Here is a 15,994-nt window from a genome sequence, read left to right on the forward strand (position 1 = left end):
GGCAACGAACATTCCCACCACCGCGACCGCGATGAACGCCCTTGCGTCTCCGGCTTTTAACAGTCCCGCGATTGCGAACTTTCTCATCACGCTGGTGCTGGCGCCCATCAGCTAGCGTTGCCTGCCGAGCGCTGGGCCCAATCGCGCGAGCCGGACCGTTCGATGGGATCGATGACCGCCTCGGGCTCAAAATGTTGATGGTTGGCGCGATCTTCGTCAGCCACTCTCGATCTCCGTCGCGACCGAATGGCGGTCGCCCGGCGTCGCCGCGCAGATTCCGTTCCGAAGGGGGAAGTTGGAAAGCCTACCGCAGGCGGCATGGTCATGTTATGAATGCGGGCACCAAACGCGTGATTAGATGTAGCGACTCGTATCGCGTTTTCTAAGCCGAAGGAGACCAAAGTTGGATGATGAAAAGAAGTGGAACCCCGGTGCACTCGCCGGCCGGCTTGCGCAGCAGATGATCGAACTTGAACTCACCTGGAGTGAGGCCGTGGCGATTCTCGGCCTTGCTGCGAAAACTATCGCGCAGGCCGCAGCTTCTGCCGGGAGAGGCGATACGAACCGGTTTGTCGAGAAAGGTCGTCGACAATTGCTTGGCGCATTCGATTGCGAGGTGCGGGTAACCGTTAAGGATCGCGCCCCAGCACGAAATGACGAGGATCCAGGCAATCCCTCGTTGGCGACCGCCCGCCGCCGCGGCGGGAATAGCAAACTCCACTGAAGACAGGGTCGGCAGAGAATCAATTAAAAGTCAGCGAACAGACTATTCGCACGACGGTCGTTCATTTTTGATGGTCGAGACGGTGCATAAAACAGGATCGATCACAGTGCGAGCTCCGCCGCTGTCGCAAGCTAATCTTCGTGGCCAACTACGACAAATGGAGGGCGCGATTCGCTGACCTATAATCGTTGAGCCGTTCTAACGCAGCACGACTCATCACGGTCGACCGGAGGGATATATGCCAGCCTTCGAGCAAGAGCCTGCCCCGCTGACGCAGGGCCCCGCAGCTGTCGTTGATCACTTTCTTATGATGTATCTTTGGGGTGCCAGCGGGCGCCTCTTGCCGCCGGGGAGGGCGATGCATTGGGCAAAGCTCCTGCAGGAGAGGGGGATGATTCTGCGTCGCATTCACCGGCATGTTACCACTGGCTTTATGAGCACTATCAGGACTATTCCCACAGCGGGCCGCCTTATGCCAGTCGCAAAAACAGGCCATTGAATCTGTCAGCGATTAAGTCGTAGTGCGATAGACCGGGAGGAACAAATCGAGCCGCCGGTCTTTTCCCCCGGAATCAACCCTGACATTTGCGACGCAGACGTGCGCCTCGACAATCCGGCCAACCCGACTGACACGTTTTGACGGCTTTCCGCTGCCCGCGTCCGCGCGAGGCAACTGGTTGCTTGTATTCTCGCGAAACCGGGCACCGAAGACTACACGCGCGACGATCGCTCATACCGGTGCGCTCGCGGCGTCGAGAAGGCTGGACTGCTCGAGGGCGCCAGAGGCGCGGCCCGATGGCTAAGTTTGCGAAAAGAGGACTGGAAGGTTACAGGTTATGGGAAACGATGCCTGGCAAGCGGGGCTGGTAGACAGCCTTGAAGAATATGCGATTTTCAGACTGACGCCCCTCGGGAAGGTCGCTAGCTGGAATGCGGGCGCCGCGAAGATATTTGGCTATGACTCAGCGGATGTCATCGGGGAGCCTGCGTACCGTTTTTGTGCTGGCGATGACGAGCGCGCGGAAGACATCGTTCACAGCGCGCTCGCTGCGGTTCGGCAGCAAGGGCACTTTGAAACTGAACGGTGGAGCGCGCGCAAGGACGGATCCCGATTCTGGGCGAACATCCTGATTGTTCCGCTCGACTCGGATGACGATGAGTCTGGCGGCTTTGGGGTCGTTATTCGGGACGGCACGGACAAACGGGTGGCCCACGAGGCGGTGCTCGAGAGCGAGCGTCGATTCCGGCTGCTTGTCCAAGGCGTTACCGACTATTCACTTTTCATGCTCTCTCCGGAAGGTCTCGTCACCAACTGGAACCTGGGCGCGTCGCGTATCAAGGGCTACGAAGCCAGTGAGGTGCTCGGCACACATTTCCGCCGCTTCTACGTTCCAGAGGACGCAGCTCGGGGCCTGCCGGAAAAAGGCCTCCAGATTGCGACCGCCATGGGTCGCTACGAGACTGAAGGCTGGCGCGTCCGCAAGGACGGTAGCCGCTTCTGGGCAAATGTGGTCATTGACGCCATCCGGGATGAGAGCGGCAAACTGGTTGGTTTCGCGAAGATTACCCGTGACGTAACGGATCGAAAAACCGCTCAGGAGCAACTCGAAAAGGCGCGGGCGGCGCTCCTTCAGGCCCAAAAAATGGAGGCGATCGGTAAGCTTACGGGCGGCGTAGCGCACGATTTCAACAATGTTCTCCAGGTGTTGCGGGGCAATCTCGAACTGCTCGAGCGTCGGCATTCACGCGATGTCTGGTCCCGCGAGCGCGTCACCAAGGCGCTCGATGCTGCCGATCAGGGTGCAAACCTGGCATCCCAGTTACTTGCCTTCGGCCGCCGGCAGCCCCTCGAGCCCGTGGCCACCAATCTGGGGGCGATGCTCCGCAGCATGGACGATATGCTCCGGCGCGCCCTCGGCGAAACGATAAGCGTCGAGACAGTGGTTGCCGGTGGTCTGTGGAATACACTGGTCGATCCCAACCGGCTGGAAAATGTCGTGCTGAATCTCGCGATCAATGCGCGCGACGCGATGCCGGGCGGAGGCAAACTCACACTTGAACTGTCCAACGCCATGCTGGACGACCAGTATGGTGCACTGCCCGCGGACGTGCCGCCCGGACAGTACGTACTGCTCGCGATCAGCGACACCGGCACTGGCATGACGCCCCAGGTGCTGGAGCGCGCCCTCGAGCCATATTTCACCACGAAGCCTGAGGGCGAAGGCACGGGCCTAGGATTGAGCATGGCCTATGGATTCGTAAGCCAAAGCCACGGCCACCTGCGAATCTACACTGAAGAGGGCCACGGGACAACGGTGAAGGTGTACCTGCCTCGGACTCTGGACGAGGTCGCCGAGGTCCCGGACAGTCAACCTGTAATGCAGGGGGGCGGGACGGAGACAATACTGGTGGTTGAAGACGACCCACTTGTACGTTCCACGGCAGTCGAGATGCTTTCCGAGCTTGGTTATACGGTACTGAAGGCAGCCGATCCGCAAGGTGCCATCGTGATCCTGAACAGCGGAGCGCGTGTCGATCTGCTCTTTTCGGATGTGGTCATGCCGGGGCCTTTGCGCAGTACCGAGATGGCCCGGATGGCATTAAAGAATATGCCAGATCTCAAGGTGCTCTTCACTTCCGGCTACACCCAGAACGCCATCGTGCACGCGGGGCGGCTCGACCCTGGTGTGCATCTGCTAGGCAAGCCGTACAGCCGCACGCAGTTGGCAAACAAGGTCCGCACCGTACTGGACCGGCCCGCATCGTTGCCCGTGAGCCGCGACATCACCGCACCGGTGGGCGCTCCAACCATGGACAGACGGGTACCGATCGTCGTAGTTGACGACGACGCGGCGTCATGCGACGCAGTGAGCGAACTGCTCGCAGAAACGGGCTACGCGGTGACGAAAGCGTCAGACTGCGAAACCGCGCTGGACGCCTTGGCGCAGTCGCGGGCGGCGGTCCTTATCACCGATGTAAGACTCGCCGGGCAGTCAGGGACGGAGCTGGCAGCGCGCGCCGTCGAGGCAGATCCTGCGCTCCGCGTCATTCTGATGTCCGGTGACCCGCCGCCCGGGCGGGACGAACTGCCGTTTTATTTTAGTTACCTTCGCAAGCCTTTTTCGGCCGATGAGCTGAACCTCGCAATCGTTTCGGTCATGAAGGCGTAGCGCCGCAACATGGCATGGACGCGCCGCTGCGGGCCTGAGCACAGGCTTATGTCACGCGACCACGTTACCGTATTTCGAGCGCCAGCGCGGCGATTTCGGGCCCACTTCGCCGGTGCGTTCGATGTGCGCCGGGAGGACCCAGAGATTCGAGTGCAGATGATGAGGAATTGCGCGGTGTTGCGCAGCGCGTTTTCCACCGTGAACGCGAACTCGGGAGTGAAAGCGCGGCAAGTCGATCGCGCAGTCGGGTGTGAGCACGACGTTCCGGCACGCGAGCAGCGCCGGGCGAATCACGGGTTCGCCCTCGAACACATCCAGCCTGCAGCTCACGGCGACGGTGAAGCAGAACGCCGAAAACGCGCGTCAGGCTGTATTCGAACCATACCGCTTCTTGACGCGTTCGGGACTATGGCGGCTGGACGAGTTTCACTGTTGGCGTGAGGTTGTCATGAAGAAAATGTGGCTATCTGTCGAGAAAGCGGTTTCCGATGGCACCCCCTGCGAATTGATGTTCGCAGACGACCGCGCAATTTACCAAGATGCCGGCCCATTCTTCTTGCATGGAGACGGGCGGTGGTATCGGATCGTGCCGCCAATGCAGGAGGACAGGGTACCCACTCACTATCGTCCTTTGTGGTGGCTTCTGGAATCGTAGTTTCCTGCTGCATTGTCATGCTCACGCTATGATTGAGCATCGGCACAGACGCAGGGACGAGCGCCCGGATGCCGGTGCTTCAATGGCAAGGATCAGGGTTGAAATGATGGACGGGGAAAAGAACACCAATATTGGCGCGATAGTCGGCCGACTGCTGCAGCAGATGATCGAGCTTGGACTGACATGGGAGCAGGCGGTCGCGGTTTTCGGAATCGCAGCGAAAGCGTTGGCCCAGGCGGCTGCTAGTGCGAATGGCAAGGAGGCGACGGATTACCGGGAAATCGCGCGTCAGGGCCTGCTTGAGGCATTCGACCGCGAAGTTAACGTCGTCGTCACGAACGCTGGGTTGGAGCAGAATGAAAATGAAATGGAAGGCAATGCATTGCTTGCTATCGCCCAGCGCCGGAATAACCGGAAATACCACTGAGCCGAATTTGCGAACCTCAGCAGCACGCAATTTTCGAGCCGCCTGCGGCCTACGAGCGTACCCGGCATTTCCGAGCGCGCGGGAGCTCGTAAGCCTGAATATCGGGCGTCGGACCTAAGCCACGGTTACGCCATGGCAACCGGAAAATTCAAAGATCTCATGCGCGGACTCGGGCGAACTCGCGCCAACGAGTGCCTTTACACGTTCTGCAAGGGCCGCCGACGTGGTGACGGGGATAACCGGCAGCTTTCTGTTTGCCGCCGCGTTGATCTGGTGAAAGCCTTCGATCCATCGTAGCGAGGATTCGGTGGGTACCACCAGCGGCATTTCAAACATGTCCTTGTCGAGGTAACGGGCGTGCAGGTCGATTCGCGCCGGATTCAGATAATAGAGGTCGTTCGATTCCATTACGGCCTTCAGCCTAGCCGTATCGGCGATGACGATCACCTGCGTGTCATTTTCGTCGAGCGCATCGTCGAGATGGCCGAGGGTGTTGGAGAACAGCGAGCATTTGATCATTGGGCAGTCCCGTTGCTGGTGGTTGGTGGCATGATTTTATCTAACATAATATAAATTATCGATATTTCAATTGGGGTTGAATGCTATAATGGAAACGTGGCCGCAGCTAGCACTGCTCGCTGTCTGACAGTACCCTGTACGCGTTCGCCCCGATCCGACAACCGCAGCCCAACAAAATCGCGCATGACCAACGAGCCAGCCAATCCCGTCTGGGCCGAAGATTATCGAGACTGGCTCGCCGACGTCAAACAGCGCGTCGAGCACGCACGGCAACGCGCGGCGGCCAGCGTAAATCGCGAACTGGTAACCCTTTACTGGCAGATCGGACGCGACATTCTTGAGCGACAACTGGCCCAGGGCTGGGGCGCCGGGGTTATCGACCGTCTGGCGCGCGATCTCAAGACGGCGTTTCCCGACATGCGTGGATTTTCCCCGCGCAACCTCAAATACATGCGCGCGCTGGCCCAGGCGTTTCCGCAGCAGGAATTTGTGCAACAGCCCGTTGCACAATTACCGTGGTCCCACGTTGTCACCTTGCTCGACAAGCTTGACGACGCACCTCTGGTATGCGGGAAAATCCCTCGAACACGGCTGGTCGCGAAGCGTCCTGATCATGCAGATCGAGACCGCGGCGCACTCGCGTGCTGGCAACGCGGTGACAAATTTCGCCGACCGGCTGCCGTCGCCACAATCCGATCTCGCGCGGGACGCCCTGAAAGACCCGTATATCTTCGACTTCCTGGGCTTGACCGAAAGCGCTCAGGAGCGCGATATCGAGCGTGCGCTCACGCAGCACATCACCCGTTTCCTGCTCGAACTGGGCGCCGGCTTTGCTTTTGTTGGCCGCCAATACCGCCTGGAAATAGGCGGCGACGAATTCTTCATTGATCTGCTTTTCTACCACTTGAAGTTGCGATGCTATATCGTCGTCGAATTGAAAACGACGCCCTTCAAGCCTGAATACGCCGGACAACTCAATTTCTATCTGTCCGCGATTGACGCCCAAGTCAAGGCGCCGGAAGACCAGCCGACCATAGGGCTGCTGCTGTGCAAGGAGAAAAACCGGCTTGTGGCCGAATACGCCTTGCGTGGCATGGCTAAGCCGATGGGCGTAGCCGAATACCAGCTCATGCGTGAAGTGCCGCCAGCAATGGAAACAGGACTACCCACAATCGACCAGATCGAAGCCGAGCTCCGTCCAGACTTCCCTGACTCGACAAGTTAGTTATCGCGGCTGCGTTGAGTAGCGCCAGCCGGAGGCGCGAGTGTATCCGCGCCGCCCCACCCTCACTACCGCGCCTCAAACGCTCCATTCGTCACCAACTCGAAGCGCTCTGGGCGGGTACGAAAAACCATCATTCACCGTCACTTGCGGACCACCGTTACAGCCTCCCCGTGACAGTATCAATTCAGCGCCCCGGAGGGCCACCGCAGGCACGCAACGTTCACCGGCGACCGATCAGAGTCGAGTCCGCATGCGCATCAGAACGCCCCACCCCTATCTGTGCCACGCGTTTCGTTCACCAGCCACACGTCACTGCCCACCGTAGCTAAACGCAAAAATGTCCCATTATTGCCGATGATAAGCGACATTTTGTCTTCTCCATGCCAATTCGCGCATCCTGTCACTATGTGCCCGTCCGGACTGCAAGATCCCGACTCACTGACCGCTTAGTTGAGCATTCAGCACTTCCCCCTCCCGCCAAGCTTATGGAAAGCAGTCCGTTGAATGTCGCGGGTAGGCGTTCGGGTAAGATGATCTCGTTGATCGTTAGTTGCATTAAAGAGAGAGGCAACAGGTACTTCCTAGATGTTCGCCACAGGCGCCTTAACCTCCGTCTTTAAAGCCGAGTGCAGCGATATTTTTATCCCCGACCGGTCCGCCTAGCCCAGCTTTGGTACCCTACGATGGAGTGTCGCCTGTTCAAACGCGTAGGCCATAGCAATCAAGGCAGCCTCGCTCCACTGCCGCCCGACGAAGATAATTCCGAACGGGGATCCCGATTCGTAGTATCCGGCCGGCACCGTCACGCCCGGCAACCCGGCGATATTCAGTTCCCCCACCGTCGTTTCCTGGATAGTCTCCTTGCTCCCGAACAGGGGCAGTTCGCTGCGCATCTGCGGAAACACAAGTGCATCGAGCCGATGTTCCGTCATCACGGCATCGAAAATCTTCAGATACCTCGCTTTCAACTCAATGAATTCAGAGAGATCCGGCGGACTCGCCGGATTGGCGAGCGCGGCTCTGAACTGCGTGAGGTTCTGCAGATAGCCAAGAATCTCGCCGGGCGCAAACACGTCCTGAGCCGCTGTCGCCTTCGCAAACTCGGCGAACGTTTTCAGAGCGGCATCCGGCCCCAGACGCTTCAAATACTGCTCAAGATCGTACGGAATCGATTCGAGGCCTCGCGCGTCGAAATTCGGAAGCGGCGCCGTCGGCTCGCGGAGCGAAGCAAAGCCGGTGCCGGCAAACGGGTCGTCGACGAGCGTCGCCCCTGCATCCCGCAATTCCTGCTTCGTGCGCTCGTACAAATGCGCGGCTTCATCCGAGAGCGGCTGCGCCCGCCATCCCGCGCCATACAGACCGATCCGCTTGCCCATCAGCGCGTCGGCGCGCAGACCTGCGGTGTAGCCGCCCTCCGGTTCGTGTCCGACCGACGCGAGGGTCTTGGGGTCCTCGGCCGTGTAGCCCGCCAGCACGTCGAGGCAAAGCGCGGCATCGCGCACGGTTCGCGCGATCGGGCCAACCACATCACGATTACCTGAAAGCGGAACCACACCCGCATTCGGCACGAGGCCGATCGTCGGCTTGATGCCGACCAGATCCTGTGACGATGCAGGGTTCTGGATCGAGCCCCCGGTCTCTTCGGCAAGCCCAAGCACAGCCATTGCAGACGCAACGGCCGCCGCGGTACCGGCACTACTCGCTCCGGGTACGCGGTCCGGCATCACGACGTTGCGCGTAGGACCGGCCCAGCTGTCGTCGGCGTGCGTACCGGAATGGCTGAGCACCGGTACGTTGGTCTTGCCGAGCAGAATCGCGCCAGCCGCGCGCATCCGCGCGACCACTGGCGAATCGGTTGCCGGCATCAGATCGACACCGCCCGTCTTGCTGTACAACAACGACCAGCCTGCCGTAGTCGGAAAGCCGACCATGTCCATCGGATCCTTGATCACGGCAGGCACGCCAGCCAGCGGCCCCAATGCCTCGCCCGCCGCGCGGCGCCGGTCGATCTCGCGCGCGTCGTCGAGTGCTGCGTGGTTCAGGAAAATTATCGCGTTGTACTGATCGTTTAGCGCATCGATGCGAGCGAAGCACGCGCGTGCCAGCGATTCGGCCGTGAAGCGGCCCTCGGCAAAGCCGGCTTGGACGCGCTCGACGGTCAGCGTGTCGAGATCGATTGGCGTGGTGTCTTGCGTTTGCGACATGGTGCATCCCAGGTTCAGTGGTCAAACATCGCATGCACGCGAGGCGCATGCGTCTCGTGGCCAGCCGTCGACGGACGCCCATCGCGCCCATGAGCGGTCAGACCGTCAGAAACGTCATGATCTTGTCGGCGTCGATGCCGTCGCGCGCCGCCTCGTGCGCGAAGCGGCCGCGCTCGATAATCAGGAAGCGGTCGGCGATGTCGAGCGTGAACGACAACACCTGCTCGGACACCAGCAGCGCGAAGCCGCGTTCCGTCTTGAGCCGGTTCAGCGTGCGCGCAATGTCCTTGATGATCGACGGCTGGATGCCTTCGGTCGGTTCGTCGAGGATCAGGACTTTTGGCTCCGAGACCAGGGCGCGCGCGATGGCGAGTTGCTGCTGCTGGCCGCCGGACAGATTGCCGCCGCGCCGCCCCCGCATCTCCCAGAGCACGGGAAACGCCTCGAAGATATAGTCGGGAATTGTCGGGCGACGCACCCGCTCCATGCCGCTCAGGATGTTTTCCTCGACCGAGACATTCGGAAAAATCATCCTCCCTTGCGGCACGAACCCGAAGCCAGCGGACACGCGACGATCGCTGCGCGCCTGCGCAAGATCGCAGCCGTTCAGTTCGATGCGCCCGCTGCGAGACGGAATCATGCCGATCATCGCCTTCATCAGCGTGGTCTTGCCCATACCGTTGCGGCCCATCACTGCGAGCGTTTCACCGGCCGCGAGAGAAAAATTCAGGTCGTGCAGCACGTGGCTCTCGCCGTAGTACACGTTCAGGTTTTCGACATTCAGCATCTTCAGTGTCCCAGGTAGACCTCGACCACGCGCGGATCCTGCTGCACCGCGCTCATCGGTCCTTCGACGAGTTTCCTGCCCTGATGCAGCACCGTGACCTTGTGCGCAATCGACCTCACAAACTCCATGTCGTGCTCGATGACGATCACCGAACGCCCGCGCGCGATTTCACGCAGCAACTCGGCCGTCAGTTCCCGTTCCTTCGCGCTCATCCCGGCTACGGGTTCGTCGAGCATCAGCAGCGCCGGATCCTGCATCAGCAGCATGCCGATTTCGAGCCATTGCTTCTGCCCGTGCGACAGCAGCCCCGCACGGCGGCCAAGCTGGTCGGACAGGAAGATCTTCCCGGCGATCTCGTCGATCGCCTCGCGTAACGCAGCGTCGCGTCGGAAGAACAGCGAGCCGAGCACGTCGCGCTTGCGCGGGTAGGAAATCTCGAGGTTTTCCTCGACCGTCAGTTCTTCGTACACCATCGGATTCTGGAACTTGCGTCCCACGCCCGCGCGCGTAATCTGGTACTCAAGCATCTGTTCCAGATGAAGCCCGTTGAAGCAGATCGTGCCCGACGTCGGCTTTGTCTTGCCACAGATCATGTCGAGCAGCGTCGTCTTGCCAGCGCCATTCGGGCCGATCACGACGTGCAATTCGTTCGCATCGACATAAAAATTCAGCTCGTCGATGGCCTTGAAGCCGTCGAACGACACGGTCAGGTTCTCGACCGACAACACGAGGCCGTTCATTGCGTGCCCTCCCGATCAGGCGCGAAAGATTGCAGTAATCCGGCCAGTCCCTTCGGCAGATACATCGGCACCACGATGAACAGCGCGCCGATCAGATACATCCAGAAGCCGACGAAATGCTCCGACAGGTAGCTCTTGCCGGCCCCGACCACGAGCGCGCCGTAGACGGCGCCGACCATCGACAGACGCCCTCCTACGGCTGCGTAAATCACCATTTCCACCGATGGCACGATTCCGCAGATCGACGGCGACGCGAAACCGACTTGCAGCGTGAACAACGCGCCGCCGATCGCCGAGCACATCGCGGCCATCGCGAACACGAACGCCTTGAACATCGCCGTGTCGTAGCCCGAGAAGCGGATCCGGTCCTCGCGGTCGCGGATCGCGACGAGCACCTTGCCGAGACGGCTGCGCACGATGAAGCGGCCGAGCAGCACGATGGCGAGCAGCAGCACCGCGCCGATGTAGTACAGCACGCGCACCGCACCGTTGCTCTGCACGTTGTAGCCCATGAATGTCGGCAGGTTCGTGATGCCGTTCACGCCGCCGGTATAGCCCTGCTGGCCGATGATCACAATCGACAGGATCGAAGCAAGCGCGAGCGTGACGATCGAGAAGTACACGCCACCGACGCGCTTGCGAAAGTTCGCGTAGGCCAGCAGGAATGCGAGCCCGGCCGGAACGAGCAGGATCGCCGGGATCACGAATCCGACGTGCGCGAACGGTTTCCACCAGAACGGCAAGTCGGTGATGCCGTTCCAGGTCATGAAGTCGGGCACCGGCGCCCCGCCACCGCCGAACACCGCGGCGGCCGGATCGGCGGCCGTTGCCTCGAGCTTCATGTTCATCGCCATGAAATAGCTGCCGAGCCCGAAGAAAATGCCCTGGCCGAGGCTCAGAATCCCGCCGTAGCCCCAGGCGAGAACCAGGCCGGCTGCGCAGAATGCGAACGTCAGATACTTCGCGAAAAGGCCGAGTCGAAATGTGTCGCATAACAGCGGGATCGCGACGAGCAGCACGATCGCGAGCCCGACCACGCTGTAACGGTTCGCGAACGCGACGAGGCTGCTGCCGGCCGCCGCCGCATTGGGTCGCACAGCAGGCGCGACCGGGGAGGACGAAAGATCTTTCATGGGCTCACCGCCGAAGTTTGAGGGCGAACAGGCCGTTGGGCCGGAAATACAGCGCGACGATCACAAGCATCAGGATCGAGGCCTTCGCCATGGAGCCGCTCAGTACGAGTTCCAGCAGCGACTGCATCTGACCGATCGAGAACGCCGACAGGAACGTGCCGACCAGGCTGTCGACGCCGCCGAACACCACCACCACGAAGGTGTCGACGATGTACTGCTGGCCGGTGACAGGCCCCGTCGAGGCCAGCAGCGTCAGCGCACTCCCGGCGATCCCGGCCAGCCCGCAGCCGAGCCCGAACGTCACGGCGTCGACGCGCTGCGCATCGATACCGGCGGCGCCGGCCATCGCGCGGTTTTGCATCACGCAGCGAATGCGCAGTCCCCAGCGGCTGCGGAACAGAAACAGGAAAACCGCCAACGCGACACAGCCCGTCAATCCGATGATGAACAAGCGGCTCAGCGGGATCGTAGTGCCCCCGAGCGGCCACGCGCCTTGCAGCCAGCTCACCGTCGGCACGCTGACGTCGACGGGGCCGAACAGCTGACGAAAGACCTGCTGCAAGACCAGCGACAGGCCCCAGGTGGCCAGCATCGTATCGAGCGGCCGTTTGTAGAGGCGGCGGATCATCACGCGTTCGAGCAGCACCCCCACCGCAAACGTAGTGGAGAACGCGACCACGATGCCGACGAGGAAATACACGCCCATCAGCGACGGCAGCCAGCGCTGGAAGACTTGCGCGCACAGATAGGTCATGTACGCGCCGAGCGCCATCAGTTCGCCGTGCGCCATGTTGATCACGCCCATCAGGCCGAACACGATCGCGAGGCCTAGCGCCATGAGCGCCAGCACCGTAAACAAGGACAGGCCGTTGAAGACCTGCGTGAGCAACAAATCGGGAGTCATAGTCGATCACCGGAAGAACGCGTGGCCGGGGCGGCCACGCCAGAAGCGCCAACGCGCGCGCTCAAAGCTTCGGGAACGGATTCGGCTCGATCAGCGGCGACTCGTACAGAATGTCGACCTGGCCGTCCGCGCGGAACGCACCGATCCGGGCGTGCTTCCACAGGTGATGGTTGCTCGTGTGGAAGCGGACCTTGCCTTCTGGAGCGTCCCATTCGAGCCCCGAGGACGCGGCCACCACGTTCTCGACCTGTAGCGATTTCGCTTTTTCGGCCGCGAGCTTCCACAGATGCACCGACGTGTAGCTCGCCTCCATCGTGTCGCCGAGCACGCGATTCTGGCCGTAGCGCTTCTTGAACGCGCTCACGAAAGCCTTGTTCCCGGGCGTGTCGATGCTCTGGAAGTAGCCCATGCAGCTCAGCACGCCGACCAGGTTGTCGCTGCCGATGCCGTATGCCTCCTCTTCGCTGACGGCGAGCGCCATGATGGCCTGGTTGTGCCCATTGATACCGGCCGAGTTCAACTGCTTGAACAGGGCGACGTTCGAGCCGCCAACGACCGTCGACAGGATCACGTCCGGCTTCGCGGCCTTGATCTTGGCAATCACCGACGAGAATTCCATCGCGCCGAGCGGGAAGTAGTCCTCACCGACTATCGTGCCGCCCGCTTTCGCCACCACCGGGTGTGCGATCCGGTTGATCGTGCGCGGCCACACGTAGTCCGAGCCGATCAGGAAGAACTTCTTGCCCTTGTTCTTCGCGAGCCAGCCGATCGCGGGGATCACCGACTGCGTCGCCTCCTGCCCGGTGTACATGATGTTCTTCGACATCTCGAGGCCTTCGTAATAGCACGGGTAGTACAGCAGGCCGTTATAACGCTCCATCACCGGCAGCACCGCCTTGCGCGAGGCGGACGTGTGGCAGCCGAAGATCACCGACACCCTGTCGCTCTCCAGCAGCTTCTGGGCCTTTTCGGCGAAGGTCGGCCAGTCGCTCGCGCCGTCTTCGACGACCGTCTGGATCGGCCGGCCGAGCACGCCCCCGCTCGCATTCAATTCGTCGATCGCCATCTTCTCAGCGTCGACGATATGGGCTTCGGCAATCGCCATCGTGCCCGTCAGCGAATGCAGAATGCCGACCTTGATCGGCTCCGTGGCTGCTGCTGCCGAGCGGCTCGCCAGCGTCGCAACGGCAGGAAACGCAGCCGCGGCGGCGGACGCCAGGGCACTCTTGAGAAACGTACGTCGATCGGCTGTCATCGCTACCTTCAAGAAAAATGAAGAAAAAAAAGCCCGACGACCAGCGTGTGCTGGACGTCGGGCTTCAGTGGCCGTTGCAGTATCGGACGCCTTTGTCCGACACCGCGCAATCAGTGTGTACTCGGTGGCAAGGAACACAATTCCGCTGCCATGGCGAAAACATATCCTGGCGAAAATTCCGCTGCAAGCGAAAATTTAACGGACGAGCCACAACCGCTCAGAAAAATTTCCATACCGTTGCGTCCGACCGGACCGGGTTTGCTTTTCGATACGCGAATCAGTTATGGTCACGTCGTTGAGCCAGCGGGCACGTAAAGCATGACAGTGCGAAATGTTGCGCCGTGCGCATTTGCAGCTTCCTTGCAGCCTCATTCCTCCTACCGTTGCTTTTCCTCTCTCATGACTTCATCGCATCGCGACCCGATCCGGATCGGCGTCCTACTTTCCGAAACCGGCGTGACTGCCCCGATCGAATGCTCTCAGCAACGCGCAACGCGCTTCGCAACCGAGGAGATCAACGAGGCCGGCGGCATCGACGGCCGCGAGATCGAGCTCGTCCTTTGCGACCCCGCATCGCGTCCGTCTCGCTACGCTGAACTGCTGACCGGAATGATCGCCAATGAGCGGATACGCGTCGTGGTCGGCTGCTACATGTCGAGTACGCGCAAGGCCGTGCTGCCGGTGCTCGAGCGCCACAACGCACTGCTGCTGTATCCAACGCTTTATGAAGGCTTCGAATGCAGCCGCAACGTGTTCTACACGGGCGCAGCACCGAATCAGAACAGCTTCCCGCTGGCCGCCTACATGCTGCGCCATCACGGCAAGCGTGTGTTCATGATCGGCTCCGACTACATCTATCCCTACGAGGCGAATCGCGTGATGAGCGACCTCGTGTTTGAAAGCGGCGGTGAGAAGGCAGGCGAAATCTACCTGCCATTGAATGCGGATTACGAGGCGTATCAGGACGCGATGAAGAAAATCGTTGCCGCGGCTCCTGACTTCATCTTCTCGACCGTGGTCGGCATCGGGATGGCGCATCTGTATCGCGCCTACGCGGAAGCCCGCCTGGATCCCGCGCGCTGCCCGATTGCGACGCTGTCGACGACCGAAACGGAATTTACCGCGATGGGTGCCGATATCGGCGAAGGCCATATTACGTCGGCGCCGTATTTCCAGTCGGTCGACACGCCGGTTAATCGAGACGTGCTCGCGCGTTTCCAGCGCCGTTTCGGTGACGATGTGGTCACCGACATGTGCTGGGAAGCTGCATATTTCCAGATGCATCTGCTCGCGGAGGCGATGCGGCGCACCGGTGGTGCCGAGCCCGATGCGCTACTGCGCGCTCTGCCGGGGCTCGAATTCGACGCGCCCCAAGGACGCGTCAGGATTGATGAGCGCAATCACCACACCTACCTGCGTCCACGTATCGGACGTCTGAACGCGCGCGCCCAATTCGACATCCTGAGCGAATCTCCGGACTGGGTACGCCCTGATCCGTTCGTCATCGCGTTCGACGATGACCGGCGCGCACCCGCGCTCGAAGTGCGAGCGGGAGTGCGCGAATGAAGCCCTTCCACACCGCCCGTACGCCCGAAATTCTGCGGGCGATCCGCTCGCTACATGTCGCCGTGATCCATCCCGATGACGACGATCGTGCGGAATTGGTCGCGCAACTGAATCTGATCGGATGCCGCGTCTGCACGTTCTGGCCTCATGCAGCCGAATTGCCGGACAGCGTCGATCTGGTGTTTCTCGCCGTTCGTCCGGAATCACTCGCGGTCGAACTGAAGTGGCGCGAACGACGCGATCCACTGCCCGTCATTCCCGTCGTCACATACGAGAATCCCATCATCATCGAGGCGGCGATGCAACTGGACGCTCATTGCGTAATTTCCTCTCCGGTCCGATCATTCGGTGTCTTGACGGCCATTTCAATCACGATGTTTCAGCATCGCAATCGCCTTCAACTCGAACGCCGCGTGAAGCGCAACGACGAGAAAGCAAGCGAGCGACGACAGATCCAGCGCGCGACAGCCATACTCAGCCAAAGCAATGGCATCTCCGAGGACAAGGCATACGAATTGTTGCGCGCAAAATCGATGACCGATCGCACGCCGATCGAGCAGATCGCAAGTGCGATCATCAATGCAAACCAGTTGCTGCGGATGTAAGAGGCTTTCCCGAACCTTCATTCGGAAAGCGTCGGCGACGAAAGTCAGCTCAAGGGTCCATCGACTATGCGCGCGCCTAT

The 15,994-nt window shown here is 60.8% G+C and carries 13 protein-coding genes and 2 pseudogenes; 7 read left to right on the forward strand and 8 right to left on the reverse strand.

The features are described from left to right. Positions 1–403 precede the first annotated feature (403 nt). The 4 genes from BMY06_RS39210 (at position 404) to BMY06_RS33405 (ending at position 4,976) form a co-directional block, all read left to right on the forward strand. Positions 404–724: a hypothetical protein gene (locus BMY06_RS39210; protein ID WP_124263273.1), complete on the forward strand. Its 321-nt coding sequence runs from the start codon at positions 404–406 to the stop codon at positions 722–724. An 836-nt stretch (positions 725–1,560) separates the two neighbouring features. Further along, entirely contained in the window at positions 1,561–3,894 is a 2,334-nt protein-coding gene (locus BMY06_RS33390) for a PAS domain S-box protein (RefSeq protein ID WP_074987273.1), read from the forward strand. Positions 3,895–4,144: 250 nt separating this feature from the next. Next, positions 4,145–4,549 (forward strand): hypothetical protein, encoded by a 405-nt coding sequence (locus BMY06_RS33400; protein WP_124263272.1) that lies wholly within the window; start codon positions 4,145–4,147, stop codon positions 4,547–4,549. 103 nt (positions 4,550–4,652) lie between these two features. After that, positions 4,653–4,976, forward strand: coding sequence for a hypothetical protein (locus tag BMY06_RS33405; RefSeq protein ID WP_124263271.1), 324 nt, complete (start codon positions 4,653–4,655; stop codon positions 4,974–4,976). A 114-nt stretch (positions 4,977–5,090) separates the two neighbouring features. Here the strand turns inward: BMY06_RS33405 and BMY06_RS39990 are convergent, their stop codons facing one another. Beyond that, positions 5,091–5,495 (reverse strand): hypothetical protein, encoded by a 405-nt coding sequence (locus BMY06_RS39990; RefSeq protein ID WP_074987277.1) that lies wholly within the window; start codon positions 5,493–5,495, stop codon positions 5,091–5,093. Between the two features lie 183 nt (positions 5,496–5,678). Here BMY06_RS39990 and BMY06_RS33415 point away from each other — a divergent pair. Then, positions 5,679–6,720 (forward strand): annotated as a pseudogene (locus tag BMY06_RS33415) (PDDEXK nuclease domain-containing protein). Positions 6,721–7,379: 659 nt separating this feature from the next. On the opposite strand, the gene BMY06_RS33420 reads toward BMY06_RS33415, so the two are convergent. The 7 genes and pseudogenes from BMY06_RS33420 to urtA all read right to left on the reverse strand — a co-directional run bounded on the left by BMY06_RS33420 (position 7,380) and on the right by urtA (position 13,743). Beyond that, positions 7,380–8,924: an amidase gene (locus BMY06_RS33420; protein WP_074987278.1), complete on the reverse strand. Its 1,545-nt coding sequence runs from the start codon at positions 8,922–8,924 to the stop codon at positions 7,380–7,382. Positions 8,925–9,021: 97 nt separating this feature from the next. Continuing rightward, the gene (gene urtE, locus BMY06_RS33425; protein WP_074987279.1) at positions 9,022–9,711 is read right to left on the reverse strand and encodes an urea ABC transporter ATP-binding subunit UrtE; all 690 of its coding nucleotides are present in this window, start codon (positions 9,709–9,711) and stop codon (positions 9,022–9,024) included. Between the two features lie 2 nt (positions 9,712–9,713). Next, on the reverse strand, positions 9,714–9,767 hold the full coding sequence (locus tag BMY06_RS40705; protein ID WP_390971001.1) for an ABC transporter ATP-binding protein C-terminal domain-containing protein: 54 nt from the start codon (positions 9,765–9,767) through the stop codon (positions 9,714–9,716). Positions 9,768–9,776: 9 nt separating this feature from the next. Next, positions 9,777–10,451: pseudogene (gene urtD / locus BMY06_RS33430) on the reverse strand (urea ABC transporter ATP-binding protein UrtD); the annotation flags it as partial. Beyond that, positions 10,448–11,584 (reverse strand): urea ABC transporter permease subunit UrtC, encoded by a 1,137-nt coding sequence (gene urtC, locus BMY06_RS33435; RefSeq protein ID WP_074987281.1) that lies wholly within the window; start codon positions 11,582–11,584, stop codon positions 10,448–10,450. The gene urtC and the pseudogene urtD, both read right to left, overlap by 4 nt. Before the next feature lie 4 nt (positions 11,585–11,588). Further along, complete coding sequence (urtB, locus tag BMY06_RS33440) at positions 11,589–12,488, reverse strand: urea ABC transporter permease subunit UrtB (RefSeq protein WP_074987282.1); 900 nt, start codon at positions 12,486–12,488, stop codon at positions 11,589–11,591. A 61-nt stretch (positions 12,489–12,549) separates the two neighbouring features. Next, positions 12,550–13,743: an urea ABC transporter substrate-binding protein gene (gene urtA, locus BMY06_RS33445; RefSeq protein ID WP_074987283.1), complete on the reverse strand. Its 1,194-nt coding sequence runs from the start codon at positions 13,741–13,743 to the stop codon at positions 12,550–12,552. A 399-nt stretch (positions 13,744–14,142) separates the two neighbouring features. Here urtA and BMY06_RS33450 point away from each other — a divergent pair, with 399 nt between their 5' ends. Then, positions 14,143–15,309, forward strand: coding sequence for a transporter substrate-binding domain-containing protein (locus BMY06_RS33450; protein WP_074987284.1), 1,167 nt, complete (start codon positions 14,143–14,145; stop codon positions 15,307–15,309). Continuing rightward, the gene (locus BMY06_RS33455) at positions 15,306–15,914 is read left to right on the forward strand and encodes an ANTAR domain-containing response regulator (protein ID WP_074987285.1); all 609 of its coding nucleotides are present in this window, start codon (positions 15,306–15,308) and stop codon (positions 15,912–15,914) included. The genes BMY06_RS33450 and BMY06_RS33455 overlap by 4 nt, the downstream gene beginning before the upstream one ends. Positions 15,915–15,994 lie beyond the last annotated feature (80 nt).

It is taken from the genome of Paraburkholderia tropica, from assembly GCF_900109265.1.
Classification (GTDB): domain Bacteria; phylum Pseudomonadota; class Gammaproteobacteria; order Burkholderiales; family Burkholderiaceae; genus Paraburkholderia; species Paraburkholderia tropica.